This is a genomic window from Acidovorax sp. KNOB132, assembly GCF_057541515.1.
In genome coordinates this window covers 1-14,913 of sequence record NZ_BAAJYT010000009.1, presented here as the reverse complement: position 1 = coordinate 14,913, position 14,913 = coordinate 1, and the positions used below count along the sequence as shown (strand labels likewise).

At 68.7% G+C, this 14,913-nt stretch carries 15 protein-coding genes and 1 pseudogene; 12 read left to right on the top strand and 4 right to left on the bottom strand.

Annotated features, from left to right (window positions below; all coding sequences use genetic code 11):
• Positions 1–6 precede the first annotated feature (6 nt).
• A complete protein-coding gene (locus AC27IO_RS02875; protein WP_272563647.1) occupies positions 7–933 on the top strand; it encodes a LysR family transcriptional regulator in 927 nt (308 codons plus the stop codon).
• Here the strand turns inward: AC27IO_RS02875 and AC27IO_RS02870 are convergent.
• On the bottom strand, positions 920–1,348 hold the full coding sequence (locus AC27IO_RS02870) for a nuclear transport factor 2 family protein (RefSeq protein WP_498737184.1): 429 nt from the start codon (positions 1,346–1,348) through the stop codon (positions 920–922). The two genes, AC27IO_RS02875 and AC27IO_RS02870, sit on opposite strands and share 14 nt — an antisense overlap.
• 98 nt (positions 1,349–1,446) lie before the next feature.
• Between AC27IO_RS02870 and AC27IO_RS02865 the strand changes: the two genes are divergently transcribed.
• The 7 genes from AC27IO_RS02865 to AC27IO_RS02835 all read left to right on the top strand — a co-directional run bounded on the left by AC27IO_RS02865 (position 1,447) and on the right by AC27IO_RS02835 (position 7,669).
• A complete protein-coding gene (locus AC27IO_RS02865) occupies positions 1,447–2,334 on the top strand; it encodes a LysR family transcriptional regulator (RefSeq protein WP_487088291.1) in 888 nt (295 codons plus the stop codon).
• Between the two features lie 90 nt (positions 2,335–2,424).
• Complete coding sequence (locus AC27IO_RS02860) at positions 2,425–3,714, top strand: M20/M25/M40 family metallo-hydrolase (RefSeq protein WP_487088289.1); 1,290 nt, start codon at positions 2,425–2,427, stop codon at positions 3,712–3,714.
• A 114-nt stretch (positions 3,715–3,828) separates the two neighbouring features.
• Entirely contained in the window at positions 3,829–5,142 is a 1,314-nt protein-coding gene (locus AC27IO_RS02855) for a type II toxin-antitoxin system HipA family toxin (protein ID WP_487088287.1), read from the top strand.
• 31 nt (positions 5,143–5,173) lie between these two features.
• Positions 5,174–5,497 carry a helix-turn-helix domain-containing protein gene (locus AC27IO_RS02850; protein ID WP_284399824.1) on the top strand — a complete coding sequence of 108 codons (324 nt, stop codon included), beginning with the start codon at positions 5,174–5,176 and terminating at the stop codon, positions 5,495–5,497.
• A 162-nt stretch (positions 5,498–5,659) separates the two neighbouring features.
• Positions 5,660–6,220 (top strand): sugar O-acetyltransferase, encoded by a 561-nt coding sequence (locus AC27IO_RS02845; protein WP_498737181.1) that lies wholly within the window; start codon positions 5,660–5,662, stop codon positions 6,218–6,220.
• Positions 6,221–6,297: 77 nt separating this feature from the next.
• On the top strand, positions 6,298–6,759 hold the full coding sequence (locus tag AC27IO_RS02840) for an Rrf2 family transcriptional regulator (protein ID WP_272569551.1): 462 nt from the start codon (positions 6,298–6,300) through the stop codon (positions 6,757–6,759).
• A complete protein-coding gene (locus tag AC27IO_RS02835; protein ID WP_498737179.1) occupies positions 6,749–7,669 on the top strand; it encodes an NAD(P)/FAD-dependent oxidoreductase in 921 nt (306 codons plus the stop codon). Before AC27IO_RS02840 ends, AC27IO_RS02835 begins: the two co-directional genes overlap by 11 nt.
• A 95-nt stretch (positions 7,670–7,764) precedes the next feature.
• Here the strand turns inward: AC27IO_RS02835 and AC27IO_RS02830 are convergent, their stop codons facing one another.
• Complete coding sequence (locus AC27IO_RS02830) at positions 7,765–7,956, bottom strand: hypothetical protein (RefSeq protein WP_498737178.1); 192 nt, start codon at positions 7,954–7,956, stop codon at positions 7,765–7,767.
• Between the two features lie 234 nt (positions 7,957–8,190).
• Positions 8,191–10,025, bottom strand: a pseudogene (locus AC27IO_RS02825) (ABC transporter ATP-binding protein).
• A 244-nt stretch (positions 10,026–10,269) separates the two neighbouring features.
• Here AC27IO_RS02825 and AC27IO_RS02820 point away from each other — a divergent pair.
• A complete protein-coding gene (locus AC27IO_RS02820) occupies positions 10,270–11,535 on the top strand; it encodes an SLC13 family permease (RefSeq protein ID WP_284425607.1) in 1,266 nt (421 codons plus the stop codon).
• A gap of 41 nt (positions 11,536–11,576) precedes the next feature.
• Here AC27IO_RS02820 and AC27IO_RS02815 read toward each other — a convergent pair whose 3' ends face one another.
• Entirely contained in the window at positions 11,577–12,248 is a 672-nt protein-coding gene (locus tag AC27IO_RS02815) for a hypothetical protein (protein WP_284404359.1), read from the bottom strand.
• Positions 12,249–12,425: 177 nt separating this feature from the next.
• On the opposite strand from AC27IO_RS02815, the gene AC27IO_RS02810 reads away from it, so the two are divergent.
• From AC27IO_RS02810 to AC27IO_RS02800, 3 genes are all read left to right on the top strand, one after another.
• Positions 12,426–12,725, top strand: a complete 300-nt coding sequence (locus tag AC27IO_RS02810) for an iron uptake protein (protein WP_272569545.1) — start codon at positions 12,426–12,428, stop codon at positions 12,723–12,725.
• A gap of 88 nt (positions 12,726–12,813) precedes the next feature.
• A complete protein-coding gene (locus tag AC27IO_RS02805) occupies positions 12,814–14,496 on the top strand; it encodes a PepSY-associated TM helix domain-containing protein (RefSeq protein ID WP_498737174.1) in 1,683 nt (560 codons plus the stop codon).
• Positions 14,497–14,621: 125 nt separating this feature from the next.
• Complete coding sequence (locus tag AC27IO_RS02800) at positions 14,622–14,828, top strand: DUF3325 family protein (protein WP_498737172.1); 207 nt, start codon at positions 14,622–14,624, stop codon at positions 14,826–14,828.
• Positions 14,829–14,913 lie beyond the last annotated feature (85 nt).

Genomic DNA, 14,913 nt, shown 5'->3' with positions numbered 1-14,913 from the left:
TATCTAATGAACCAGTCGATCCTGGAAATCCGCCACCTGCGCACCCTGGCCGCCCTGCGCGACAGCGGCAGCTTGGTTCGCGCCGCGCAACTGCTCAATCTCACCCAGTCGGCCCTGTCGCACCAGATCAAGCTGCTGGAAGACCGCTACAACGCGCCCCTGTTCGAGCGCAAGTCCGTGCCGCCCCAGTTCAGCGCCACCGGCACGCGGCTGCTGGCGCTGGCCGATGCCTTGCTGCCCCAGGTGGAGGCGGCCGAGCGCGACGTGGCGCGGCTGTCGATGGCGTCCGCCGGTCAACTGCGCATCGCCGTGGAATGCCACACCTGCTTCGACTGGCTGATGCCCGCGATGGACGCTTTCCGCAGCCGCTGGCCCGAGGTGGAGATGGACATCGTGAGCGGCTTTCACGCCGATCCGGTGGGCTTGCTGCACCAGGACCGGGCCGACCTGGCAATCGTGTCGGAGGTGGACGGCGACGAGGCGGGCGTCGACCACCACCCGCTGTTCGGATTCGAGATCCGCGCGCTGCTGGCCAACGGGCACCCGTTGGCCGACAAGCCGTGGCTGGCCGCGCAGGACTTTGCCGACCAGACCCTCATCACCTACCCGGTGCCTGACGAGATGCTGGACATCGTGCGCCAGGTGCTGGAGCCCGCCGGCATCCGCCCGCCCCGGCGCACCACGGAACTCACCGTCGCCATGCTGCAGCTCGTGGCCAGCGGCCGCGGCGTGGCGGCCTTACCGCTCTGGGCGGTGCAAAGCTATCTGGACCGCGGCTATGTCACCGCCCGGCCCGTGGGCGAACAGGGCCTGATGGGCGAGCTGCACGCGGCCTGCCTGCCTCAGTTGTCGGGCCGGCACTACCTGCAGGACTTCGTGGGCGTGATCCGCGAGACGAGCTTCGTTGCGCTCAAGGCCGTCACGCTGCTGTAGTCGGCGGCGGTGCCGGTGCGTATTTGTCGCCGACCTGTTCGCGCAGGGGATGCGTGTCGTAGACGATCTGCATGGCCCGGATGCGTGGGCTGCCGGGGTCAAAGGTGAAGACATCGACGCAGGTGAAGGTCACCTCGCGGCCGTCGCTCAAAGTCCAGTCGTAGCGGAAGTAGGCCGCGATGCGCACGGCGCCGCCGTCCTGCGGTGCCACCGAGGCGAAGAGGTCCAGCACGGTGATCACGCTGCCATTCGAGGCCTGCGCGAGCCGGTGGAAGAACTCGCGGGCGCCCAGGGTGCCGAGAAAAGGCGAGTGCACGAGCCCGTCGTCTTCGAAGCAGGCGATCAGGCCCTTGGTATCGCTGGCGTGGAGGTGGCCCAGGTAGGCCTTGACGGTGTCGAGCGGGTGCGTGGTCATGCGGTGTCCTTGGTGGGTCGCTGGGGAGATCGCCGTAGCTTGGCGGCGCCGGCACTGTCCGGCAAGCCACAATCGGTGCCAATACATAAAGGGTGCTTATGTATCTGCGCCATCTGCAATACCTTCGGTCGGTCGTCGAGCATGGCTCTTTTGCCCGGGCCGCACAGGCCTGTGGCGTCTCCCAGCCTGCCATCAGCCAGGGAATGAAGGCGCTGCAGGCGCACTTTTCCGCCCCTTTGCTGGTCCGAGCGGGGCGCCGCTATGTGCCGACCGAGTTGGCGCGATCGGTGGCGGCGCAATCGTCGTCGCTGGGGCAGCGCATGGGAGCGCTGGGGTTCAAGCCAGTGCCTGCACCCGACCGGAACGTGCTGCGCGTCGGGCTGACGCCATCCGCCGCCCTGGTCTGGGGCCCCGTGCTGTATGCGCGCTGGTGCCTTCCTAATCCCCGGCGCAGCCTCGACATGGCGACGGCGGACGAGGGCGCGTTGCTCGCCGGGCTGCTGCAGGGGCGGTTCGATGCGGTCATCGCGCCCAAGCCGCGCCAATTTGCGCACCCGGACCTGTCCGAGCGCCTGCTTTACGAGCTCCAGCCGCAGGTCTATGCCCGCCGCGGCCATCCCCTGGCACGGGCCCGAACGTTGGCGCAGCTGCAGGGCGCTGCGTGGGCCTGCGTCGGGCCCAGCGTCAAAGGTCCCGTCGATGTGCTCACCGAGGCGCACCGCGTGCGCCGCATGCCTGTGCCCAAGATCGCGGTGCGCTGTCCCGATTTCGCCAGCATGCTCCATCTGGTGGGGCAATCCGAGCTGTTGGCCGTCGTGCCCCATCCGGCACTGCTCGGCGCCGCGACGCCGGTGGTTAGGGCGCTTCAACTCGCCGAGGCCTTGCCGCTGTATGGCATGTGGCTGTTCGAACTGCGTACCCGGCCATCGCGCATCGATCCGCAGTGGGTCGCAACCGATCTCTCCCTATCGCAGTCCCGCAGTTGAATGGGATATTGCAAGAAATCAGAGGGCGTGAAGTTTTCGTTGCAGCGGCCCATAATGGCTTTTCTCCCATTCATGCCCACTGTTGCCACCATGCATTCCTCGCAGACCCCTTCATCGTTCGTGCGTCCATTGATCGCATTCCTGTCCCTCGCTTTTGCCGGCACCCTGGTCCAGGCCGCACCGGTGCCCGACGTGCACGCCCTGGCGCAAAAGGAGCAGCAACCGTTGCTGGACACGCTGCGCGACCTGGTGCACATCGAATCGGGCAGCAAGGACATCGACGGCCTGAACCAGATCGCCGCGCGCATTGCCCAGCAACTGAAGGCCCAGGGTGGCACCGTGGAGATCCTGCAGCCCACCGACATCTATCGCCTGGACGACACGCCCGAGAAGGTGGGCCCGGCGGTGCATGCCGAGTTCAAGGGCTCCGGCACGAAGAAGATCCTCTTCATCGCGCACATGGACACGGTGTATCTCAAGGGCATGCTCAAGGACCAGCCCTTTCGCATCGATGGCGGCAAGGCCTACGGCCTGGGCATCGCGGACGACAAGCAGGGCGTGGCCACCATCCTGCACACCGTGGGCCTGCTGCAAAAACTCGGCTTCAAGGAGTACGGCACGCTCACCGTGCTGATCAACGGCGATGAGGAAATCAGCTCGCCCGGAGCGCGCAGCACCATCACCCGCGTCGCGGCCGACCAGGATGCGGTGTTTTCCTTCGAGGGCGGCGGCACGGACGGCAGCCTGCGCCTGGCCACCAGCGGTATCGGCGCGGCCTACCTGACGGTGCAGGGCCGGGCCTCGCACGCCGGCGCCGCGCCCGAAAAGGGCGTGAATGCGCTCTACGAGCTGTCGCACCAGCTGCTGCAGCTCAAGGACCTGTCCAGGCCCGAGCAGGGCCTCAAACTGAACTGGACGGTGGCCCAGGCCGGCACCAACCGCAACGTGATTCCCGCCGAGGCCACGGCCCAGGCGGACGCCCGCGCCCTGCGCGTGGCGGACTTCGACGGGTTGGAAAAAGAACTGCAGGCCAAGGTGCAGACCAAGTTGCTGCCCGAATCCAAGGTGTCGGTGAAGTTCGAAGTGCGCCGCCCGCCGCTGGAGGCCAACGACGCCTCGCGCCGCGTGGCCGGCCACGGCAAGGCCATCTACCAGGAACTGGGCCTGCCCCTGAACGTGGTGGACAAGGCCACCGGCGGCGGCACCGACGCGGCGTTCGCCGCGCTGAAGACCCGCGGTGCCGTGGTGGAGGGCATGGGCCTGTCGGGCTACGGGGCACATTCCAACAACGCCGAATACGTGCAGATCGACACCATCGTGCCCCGGCTGTACCTGGCCACGCGCATGGTGATGGATATTTCGCGAGGCGTGCTCAAGTAAGCCAGTGGTGTCGCGGGGCAAAGAAGGTTCCGCTCCGCAATTACCCATTTTTTGGCAGAAAACTATCCATATTGCATGGCTAAAAGGCAGCAATATTGATATATTTCTGTGCATATGCAGCCGCAATGCACGCTCCAGATCCACGCCCAAGGCCGGTGGCACGACGCCGCCAGCGTCCTGCTGCTGGGTGATCCCGCCCAGGGCTGGCGCACACCCAGCTACACCGGTTATGCGGTGGAATGGGCTGTGGAGCACGGGGGCCGGCGCGATGCCTGGGCGCTGGCCAGCGGCTTCGCCACCGGGCTGGAGCCGCTGGAGCTGCGCCAGTGGCCCGGCTTTCTGGCGGACCTGCTGCCACAGGGCCATGGCCGCGAAGAGCTGCTGCGCCAGCTGGGCCTGCCCGAGGCGTCGGAAGCCGTGGCCGACTGGCCGCTGCTGCTGGCCGGGGCCGGCAACCCCATCGGCCACCTGCGGGTGAAAGAGGCGGCCGACTGGCTGCAGGCGCGCACCGGGCCGCGCCGCGGCTTCACCGATGCCGAGGTGGCCGAGCGGTCGTCCGACTTCATGGACTACCTGGGCCGCCACGGGCTTTTCGTGGCCGGGTCGTCGGGCGTGCAGGGCGAATGGCCCAAGGTGCTGCTCACGCGCTCGGCCAGCGATGGCCTGCTGCACCTGGACCATTCGCTGCCCGATGGCGAGGCGGCAGCGCATTTCATCGTCAAGTTCGGCCGCGGCACGAACGAGCGACTCGCGGCCATCCTGCGGCACGAGGCGCCCTACATGGACATTGCCCGGCACCTGGGGCTGCGAGTCCACGCGCCGCTGGTGCTGCGCGACCGGGCGCTTTTCATTCCGCGCTTCGACCGCATCGCCGGCGACGCGGCGCGTGGCTCGGGACAGGGCGGCGGCGTGGTGCGGCTGGCGCAGGAAAGCATCGCCACGCTCACCGGCCGGGCGGGCTTCGGCGCCGTGCCCTCGCACGAGGAAGTGTGCCGCCAGCTGGCCCGCGTGTGCACCGATCCCGCTGCCGAAGTGGCGGAGTACCTGCGCCGCGACGTGGCCAACCTGGCCCTGGGCAACAAGGACAACCACGCGCGCAACACGGCCGTGCAGCGCGGTTTCGACGGGCGCATCGCCCTCACGCCGGTGTTCGACTTCGCGCCCATGTACCTGCACCCCGATGGCATCGCGCGGCGCATCCGCTGGGCGGTGGGGGACGACGGTGCGCCGGACTGGCGCCGGGTGCTGGACGCCGTCGCCGCCGAATGCGGACTGCCGCGCGCCCCGCTGGCCCAGGCCTTGCGGGACCTGGCCGGCCCCCTGGAAGCAGTGGCGCGCGACGGCGGTGGCTTCGGCCTGGAGCCGGAGGTGCACCGCTTTCTGCAGCCCGCCATCGCGGCCCAGGTGCAGGCGCTGCAGGCCCTGTGACATCAACACTTGAAAAGCGGGCCCCTTTCGCATGGACAAACGCTACACCCCCCTTCCACTGGCACAGCAACTGCTGCTGCGCCGCCAGGCCGTGCAGGACCTGCTGGACCACCCGCAATGGACCCTGCGCGAGTCCATCCGCCACCTGCGCAGCACCTTGCGGCTGACCTCGGCCGAACTGGCGCGCCTGGCGGGCATCTCGCACCGCGCGCTGCAGGACATCGAGCAGGGCCGCAGCCCGGGCACGGTGCAGACGATGAACCGCATCCTGGGCGTGCTCGGTCTGCGGCTGGGGGTGGTGCGGGCACCGGTGGAGCCCGTGGCGCCGGACGACGGCGGTGGCCCCGTTGCCTGACGGGCCACAATGCGCGGCACACAACGCGCGGCATTCTGTTTGCTATCAATTTAATAGCTGTATGCCCTAGTGTTGATTGTGCTGGTGGCCATTTTGGCTTTAACCCCTCCGCGGGGTCACCCGGGCGACCGCCTGCGCCCGCGGCGCCTTCACAATGGCCCGATGACCTCACAGAAAGAACACATGCTGGCCGGCCGGCTCTACCACGCCGGCGATCCCGAACTCCAGGCCGACATGGCGGCCAACAAACGCTGGCTCGTGCGCTACAACGCGGCACTGGCCGCAGACCCCGCCGAGCGGCGCGCGCTGCTGGCCGAGCACCTGGGCTCGGTGGGCGAGGGGGCCGTGGTGCGCCCGCCGTTCCACTGCGACTACGGCTTCAACATCCACCTGGGCACGGGGGTGTTCCTCAACTTCAACTGCGTGATCCTGGATGTGGTCGAAGTGCGCATCGGTGACGGCACGCAGATCGGGCCGGGCGTGCAACTGCTCGCGGCGGACCACCCGCGGTCGCCACAGGAGCGGGCCCAGGGCCTGGAGTTCGGCCGCCCGGTGACCATCGGCCGCAACGTGTGGATCGGTGCCGGCGCCCTGGTGATGCCCGGCGTGACGGTGGGCGACGACGCCATCATCGGCGCGGGCAGCGTCGTCACGCGCGATGTACCTGCCGGCGCCACCGTGGTGGGCAACCCGGCCAGGGTGCTGCCGCCGCGCCAGGGCTGAAACATCGGCGCGGGGAGACGCCCGCCTCGCATGCCCCTTCGCTTGCCAGATCTTTTTCATGCAACTAATAATGTTGCATGAAACAAGACAGCAAGCTATCCGGCGTTCTCCACGTGCTGCTGCACATGGCCGAGAACGACACTCCGTCCACCTCCGAATCGCTGGCCCAGGCCATGCACACGCATCCCGTCGTCGTGCGGCGGGTGATGGCGGGCCTGCGCGAGGCGGGCTTCGTCGCCTCTGCCAAGGGCCATGGCGGCGGGTGGGTGCTGTCGTGCCCGCTGGAGGAGGTGAGCCTGGCCGACATCCACCGCGCCGTGGGCGAGCCGCCGTTTCTCGCAGTCGGCCACCGCACCGAGCGCCCGGAATGCCTGGTGGAGCAGGCGGTGAACGCCGCGCTCGACGGCACTTATCGAGAGGCCGAGGCGCTGCTGCTGGCGCGCCTGGAGCAGATCACCCTGGCCGATCTGTCGCGCGACTTCCACCGCCGCTTCGCCCAGAGTGGCCTGTCGATGAAGGAGGTGTCCCATGCGGTTTGATGCCTTGGTCATCGGCGGCAGCTTTGCCGGCCTGTCCGCCGCCATGCAGATCGCTCGCGCCCGGCGCAGCGTGTGCGTGGTGGATGCGGGCGCGCCGCGCAACCGCTTCGCGGCGGCGTCGCACGGGTTCTTCGGCCAGGACGGCGAGCGGCCGCAGGACATGATCGCGCTGGCGCGCCGCCAGCTCCTGGCCTATCCGTCCGTCACGTTCAATGCCGGAACGGCGACGCAGGCGCGCGCCACCGGCCCGCTGGCCGAAGGCGATAACGGTGGATTCGCCGTGACGCTGGATTCGGGCGAGTCGCTGGCCGCCCGCAAGCTGCTGCTGGCCACCGGTGTGCGCGACGAGCTGCCTGCCGTCGATGGCCTGCGCGAGCGCTGGGGCGCCACCGTGCTGCATTGCCCGTATTGCCACGGCTACGAGGTCGGTGGCCGGCCGCTGGGCACGCTGTACGCCGCGCCCGCCTCGGTGCACCACGCGTTGCTCGTGGCCGACTGGGGCCCGATGACGCTGTTCCTGAATGGCCACGAGGCGCCCGATGCCGAATCGCTGGCGCAACTGGCCGCTCGCGGCATCACCCTCGAGCCGGCGCGCATCGCGGGCCTGGAAGGGGACGCACCCGCCTTGTCGGGCGTGCGCCTGGAAGATGGCCGCCGGGTGCCGATCGAGGCGCTGTTCGTGCCGCCGCGCACGCACATGGCCAGCCCGCTGGCCGAGCAACTGGGCTGCGCCTTCGACGAGGGGCCGGCCGGCCTGGTGATCCGCACCGATGCCACGCAGCAGACCATGGTGCCCGGTGTGTTTGCCGCGGGAGACGCGGCCATGCCGGGCCACAACGCGACGCTGGCATCCGCGAACGGGCTGATGGCGGGCGTGTGGCTGCACAAGGCGCTGGTGTTCGGGACGTGATGCCCGGGCGCCGGAGGACGGCCTGAAAGCGTGGGAGGGTAGACGGGAAGAAGGGAAGGGGGGCGGCGCTGCGGCGGCCGCCTCGCCATGGGCTGCTAGGCCCCGCTGCCGCAGCGCGGGGCCGCCGCGCCGCTCAGAGAATGATCTTGAGCAGCACGAAAAACGACGACGCCGGCGCCCACGCACATGAGCACGCGCTTGCCCTGCGGCATGGGGTTCTTCTTGAGCGAAAAATAGGTGCCGACGCCTGCGCCGATCGAGATGCCGAGAATGGATGCAACGGACATGGGATTCCCTCTGAAGAGTGATGAATGGGTGGGAAGGGGAGGGAAGGTGCGGCCTGCGGCGTCAACCGCATTGCGCAAGGAAAGGCGGGAGTCTAAAGAGCACGGCGCCGCCGACCTGTAACCTCCGGTAATGCGCTCGGACATGGTTGCCAGATTGCTATATGAATGATAGCTATCTGCCGGCGTGGAATCTGCGCCGGGGCCCTGTCGAGGCAAGGCCCCGGCGCGCCGCGCTCAGTCCTCTTCCGACTCGCCCAGGAATCCGCCGCTCTGGTGGCCCCAGAGCCGGGCATACACACCCCCTTGTGCCAGCAGCTGCGCGTGCGTGCCTTCTTCGATGACCTGCCCGGCATCCAGCACGATGAGGCGGTCCATCGCGGCGATGGTGGACAGGCGGTGGGCGATGGCGATCACCGTCTTGCCCTGCATCAGCCCGTCCAGGCTCTGCTGGATGGCGGCCTCGACCTCGGAGTCCAGCGCGCTGGTGGCCTCGTCCAGCAGCAGGATGGGCGCATCCTTGAGCATCACCCGCGCGATGGCCACGCGCTGGCGCTGGCCGCCCGAGAGCTTCACGCCGCGCTCGCCCACGTGGGCGTCGTAGCCGCGACGGCCCTGCAGGTCGGTCAGCGTGTCGATGAAGTCCGCGGCCTGCGCCCGAAGGGCGGCCGCGTGCAGGTCCTGCTCGCTCGCGTCGGGCCGGCCGTAGAGGATGTTGTCGCGCATCGAGCGGTGCAGCAGGGAGGTGTCCTGCGTGACCATGCCGATCGCCTGGCGCAGGCTGTCCTGCGTCACGTGCGCGATGTCTTGCCCGTCGATCAGCACGCGGCCGGTCTGCACGTCATGAAAGCGCAGCAGCAGGTTCACCAGCGTCGATTTGCCGGCGCCCGAACGGCCGATCAGGCCGATCTTCTCGCCCGGCCGGATGGTGAGGTTCAAGCGGTCGATGACCGGCTTGCCGCCCTGGTAGGCGAAGGTCACGTTGTCGAACCGCACCTCGCCGCGCGGCACGGCCAGGGGGCGCGCATCGGGCGCGTCCACCACCGTGTGTGGCCGGGTGAGGGTGTTGATGCCGTCCTGGATGGTGCCCACGCTCTCGAACAGCGTGGTCATCTCCCACATCACCCAGTGGGCATGGCCCGACACGCGCAGCGCCATCGCGGTGACGGCCGCCACCGCGCCCGCGCCCACCTGGCCCAGCGACCACAGCCACAGGGCCGTGCCGCAGGCGCCCATCATCATGGCCACCACCAGGATGTGGTTCACGATCTCGAAGCGGCTCACCAGCGCATCTGCGCGTAGCCCGTGTGCTTGAACGCATCCATGGCCGCGCGGGCGAACTCGGCCTCGCGCCGGGTGTGCGAGAACAGCTTGACGGTGGCGATGTTGGTGTAGGCGTCGGTGATGCGCCCGGTCATCACCGACCGCGCATCGGCCTGCGCCTTGCCCACCTGGCCCAGGCGCGGCACGAAGTACCAGCACGCCAGGCCGTAGCAGACGATCCACACCAGAAAGGGCACCAGCAGCCGCAGGTCGAAGCCGGCGGCCAGCAGCAGGATGGTGAACAGGTACACCCCCATGCCGATCACCACGTCGGTCGTGGTGAAGATCATGTCGCGCACGGCCAGGGCCGTCTGCATGATCTTGGTGGTGATGCGGCCCGCGAACTCGTCGGCATAGAAGGCCATGCTCTGGCCCAGCATCAGCCGGTGGAAGTTCCAGCGCAGGCGCAGCGGGAAATTGATGGCCAGCGTCTGGTGCTTGACGCTGGTCTGCACCGCCACCAGCACGATGCTGCCCAGCAGCATGCCGATCACCAGCGCCAGCGTGCCCCGGCGCTCGGCCCACAGCGCCGCGGGGCTGACCTGGGTGAGCCAGTCCACCACATGGCCCAGCACGGCGAACAGCAGGGCCTCGTACACCGCGATAGCGGCCGACAGGCCCGCCATCATCACCACGTAGCGGCGCAGCCCGCGTGTGCCGGACCACACGAAAGCCATGAAATCCTTGGGGGGCAGGGTGGGTTCGTTGCCGGGGTAGGGGGGAAGTCGCTTTTCGAAAAACTCAAACACAGGCTCAACTCCTTGGGCCGCCATCGTAAGGGGCCGCCGTCGGCCGTGTGCCCGCGGGGTCTTGGCGCTGCCGTTTCGCCATCCCGATCCTTCGATCGTGTCCGACGTGGTGCGCTTAGGGCCGCTGCATAGAATCCCCCGCAGAGCGGCCTGGGCGAACGGCGGGCGCGCCCCCCGGGTCCTGGGCGCTCCTTCTTTTGCCCTCTTTCCTGCCGTCGATCAATCTTTTGGAACAAAGGCTTTCATGCTTGCACCGCAGCAGTGGATTTGGGGCGTGGTCGCCGTGGCGACCAGTGCGGTCATCCTTCGCCCCTGGCGCCTGCCCGAAGCGGTGTGGGCCGTGGCGGGCGCGCTGGCGCTGGTGGGTTTCGGGCTGCTGCCGGCCAGCCAGGCCTGGAAGGGCGTGCTGCGCGGCGAAGACGTATACCTGTTCCTGGCCGGGATGATGCTGCTGTCGGAGATGGCGCGCCGCGAGGGCGTGTTCGACTGGCTGGCGGCCCTGGCGGCCCGCCGTGCCGGCGGCTCTGGCAGCCGGCTTTTCACCTGGGTCTATCTGGTGGGCACGCTGGTCACCGTGTTCCTGTCCAACGACGCGACCGCGGTGGTGCTGACCCCCGCGGTGTTCGCCGTGGCCCGCGCGGTGGGTGCCTCGCCGCTGCCCTACCTCTTCATCTGCGCCTTCGTCGCCAATGCGGCGAGTTTCGTGCTGCCCATCTCCAACCCGGCCAATCTGGTGCTCTGGGGCGGGCACATGCCGCCGTTGCCCCAGTGGCTGGCGCTGTTCGCGCTGCCTTCGCTGGCGTCCATCGCCGCGACCTTCCTGGCGCTGCGGTTCGCGCTGCGCCACCGCATCGACGCCACCATCCGCACCGAAGTGCCTCCCAGCCCCTTGAGCCGCGGCGGCGCCCTGGCGGCCGCCGGGCTGGCCGTGTCGGTGGTGGTGCTGGTGGCCTGCGCGTGGTTGCGCGTGCCGCTCGGCTGGCCCACGCTGGGGGCGGCCTTGGTGACCTTGGCGCTGCTGCGCATCGGGTGCGGCAGCGCTGTCTGGCCCACGGTGCGCTCGGTGTCCTGGAGCGTGCTGCCGCTGGTGGCGGGGCTGTTCGTGTTCGTGCAGGCCCTGGAGTACACCGGCGTGGTGGGGCTGCTGGCCGATGCCTTGCGCAAGGCGGCCACGGCCTGGCCGGGCGGCGCGGACGTGGGGGTGGGCGCCTTGCTGGGCATCGCCGCCAATCTCGTCAACAACCTGCCCGCCGGCCTGCTGGCGGGGGCGGCGCTGGATGCCGCGAACGCCTCGCCGTCGATGCGGGCCGCGGCCCTGATGGGCATCGACATCGGGCCCAACCTGTCGATCACCGGTTCGCTGGCCACACTGCTGTGGCTGGCCGCATTGCGGCGCGAAGGCCAATCGGTCAGTGGCTGGCAGTTCCTGCGGCTGGGCGCCTGGGTGATGCCCCTGGGGCTGGGCGCGGCGCTGCTCACCCTGTGGATCACACACGTCGCGCTGCGCTGACCGGCTGTGTCAACGCGGCCGTCCGGCCGCTGCGCGAAGGCCTATCGGTACACCACCGTGATGCGCGGCACGGCCTTGACCCCGGGCTGGCGCGAGAGGAAATCCGACAGGAACGCGATCAGGCTCTTTTCGCACAGCGCCATCACGGCTGGGTCCGACGCCATGGCCGCGCCTTGCTTGGCAGCGCGCTGCGACGCCTCCTGCGTGAGGCGGATGACCGCACCCTTGTTGTCGGTCAGCAGGCCGCCCGACAGCACGCGGTGGCGCAACTGGCTGATGGCCGGGGTCGCCACCAGCGTCGGCTTGGCCAGGTGGATCTCGATGCCGGCCGGGGTGCTGCGCAGTTCGTAGCTCTGGGGCCGCAGGTCGTAGCCGAACGAGTATTCGGCCGAGTACCAGATCGCCACCACGCCTGTGGAGGCCAGGCCCAGCACGGACTTTTCGACGATCTGGGTGGTGCCTTCCTCGCGCACCACGGTGGCCGCCATGAGCTTCATCTGCTCCGACAGCGATTGCTTGCCCACCGTGAGGTAGTCGGTATAGCGCGTGTAGCCCAGCAACTGCTCGGTCTTCTGGCTCACCTCCTGCTGCAGCTGCGCGACCTGGGCGCGCGCGGCGCGCATGCGTCCCTGCGCCACCCACCAGGCCGTGGCGGCGATGGCGGCCAGCATGGCCAGCAGCAGGGTCAGGAGGGTGAGGCGGGCACGTGACATAAGCAAGGAAGGGGCGAAGAAGGTGCGAAGAAGGCCGGGCAGGACAAGGCGCAGAGCATAGCCGGCCGCCGCGACAGGCCTGGCCGCGCGGGTGGGCCCATGCCGCGCATGGGTTTTCGGAGGACGCATCCGCAGGCATAATTGAGAACCAATCGCATTTTGAAACCGAGGCAAACGATGGCTGGCAGCACTGCAGCGTCCCGCCTGCATGTCGTCTCGCGCATCGCGGCCGGCATGCTGGGCGGCTACGCATTCACCTGGGGATTCATCGCGCTGTGCGTGGGCCTGGCATTCGCGGCGGGCATGCCATTCCACGATGCCGAGGCCATGGGCTACATCGTGGGCTTCATCGTGTTTCTGGTGGCCTTCCTCTGGGCCTTTTCGGATTCCCGGCTCGGCCGTGTCTGGCTGGTGCTGGCGGGTGGCGGCGCCCTGATGGCCGGCACCGCGTCGCTGGTGCAGATGGCGCTGATCTGACCGGCCCCCTGTGCCGGCGGTTTTCGTGTCCGTCCCGTTGCCTTGTCGGTCCTGTCTGTGCTGTCTTTAGCGGAAAGGCATTCGTCCCGTGTTCCAGAACTTTCGGCTCACCATGGCCTGGCTGCACACCTGGTTCGGCCTGGTGCTGGGCTTCGTGCTCATGGTCGTTTTCTTCTTCGGCTCGCTGTCGGTGTTCGACCGCGAAATCGACCGCTGGGCCATTCCCGAAACCCGGTTCGCCCCGCAGCCCATGCCGTCGTTCGACCGCGTACTGCAGCCGGCCTTCCAAACCATGACGCGGCCCGATGCCGCCAACCTCGAGGCGGCTCGCAGCCGGGTGAACGGCCCGCTGGCCGATACCTTCCCCATCGTGAACAGCTGGGGCGCCTACACCACCCACCGCGATCCGGTGCTCGGCATGTTCACCAGCTTCGCCCTGCCCAATGCCAAGGATGCGGACGACCAGGTGTGGGGCACGCGCACCATCGACCCACGCAACGGTAATCCGCTGCCGGACGACCACCTCAAGATCGGCAGCCGGTTCTTCTACCCGCTGCACTACAGCCTGCACCTGGAATGGAAAAGCCTGGGCTACTGGATCGTGGGCTTCGCCGCGCTGATGATGCTGGTGGCGCTGGTCAGCGGCGTGGTCATGCACCGCAAGATCTTCCGCGAGATCTTCACCTTCCGGCCGCGCAAGCACACCCAGCGCAGCGCCCTTGATCTGCACAACCTGACCGGCGTGGTGGCGCTGCCGTTCCATTTCATCTTCGCGCTTTCGGGCCTGGTGATCTTCGGCGGCATCTACTTTCCCGTCACCGAAACCCAGTTGCATCCGCTGCACGAACTGCATGAGCAGCATGAAGCGCTGGAGACCGGCCTGCCGGCCAAGCGCGCGGGCACGCCCGGCATGCTCGCCTCGGTGGACGCCATGGTGGCCGAGGCCCAGCGCCGCTGGGCCGCCAAGGGCATGGCGGGCGAGGTCGGCTATCTGAACGTGCAGCACGTGGGCGATGCCAATGCCTATGTGAGCGTGTTCCGCGCCGGCACCGACCGCGTCACGCTCACGGGGGAGGGCATCCACTTCAAGGGCGCCACCGGCGAGGTGTTGCGCGAAGACCCGCCGCCCACGGCGATCGCGGGCATCAACAACTTCCTCACCGGCCTGCACCTGCAGCATTTCCGGCACTGGCTGCTGCGCTGGCTGTACGTGCTGGGCGGCCTGTCGGGCTGCGTCTGCATCGCCACCGGCTTCATCTTCTTCGTGGAAAAGCGCAAGCGCCAGCACGCCAGGCAAGGTCTCTCCGGCGCGCGCTGGGTGGACGCCTTCGCGGTGACCACCGTGACCGGCATGCTCATCGCCACCTTCGCCATGCTGATCGGCAACCGGGTGCTGCCGACCGATCTGCCGGGCCGGGGCACCTGGGAGCAATCCGTGTTCTGGGGCGCCTGGGTGCTGGCTTTTCTGCATGGCGTGTGGCGCACGGCGCCGGTGGGGCAGGGCCGGATGGCGCCCGCGTGGGCCGAGCAGTGCTGGGCCGCGGCCGCGTTGGCGGTGGTTGCCGTGCTGCTGAACTGGACCACGACTGGCGACCATCTGCTGCGCACACTTGCTAACGGCTATTGGCCCGTGGCGGGCATGGACCTGGCCCTGCTGACTGCCGCCGCTTTGGCCCTGGTAGCGGCCCGCAGGCTTCGCCAGCGAGCGCGGAGCGCTGCCGCAACGGTGGGCCGCACCGCCCAGGGCATACCTGGGGCTTCTCGTGCTTGACGCATTGCTTTTGCTGGCCGCCGTAGCGGCCAACGTCGCCGGGATGGGGTGGCTGGCACTGTCCATGGAAGTGCACTGGGACGAGGCACTCGGCAACGCCCCCCCCCCAGTCCCGCCGCACGGCAGTGGCGCTGCGCGTGGCAGGCGCCGCCGCGTTGGTTGGATCGTTGGCTTTGTGTCTGAGCGTGGACCACGGCTCGATGGCTTCGCTGGTGTGGGTGATGGCTCTGGCGGGGGCTGCCTTCGGCATCGCCCTGACACTGGCCTGGCGCCCGCGAACACTGGGAATTCTGGTCCCGTGGGTGCCGGCCGCCACGGGTACGGGCCGCTGAGTGAACGAGCGAACTGCGACTACAAAAAGAAACCCGCCGAAGCGGGCTCGAAAAGTAGCCAGGAGGGAGGAGGAGATCGATTGAT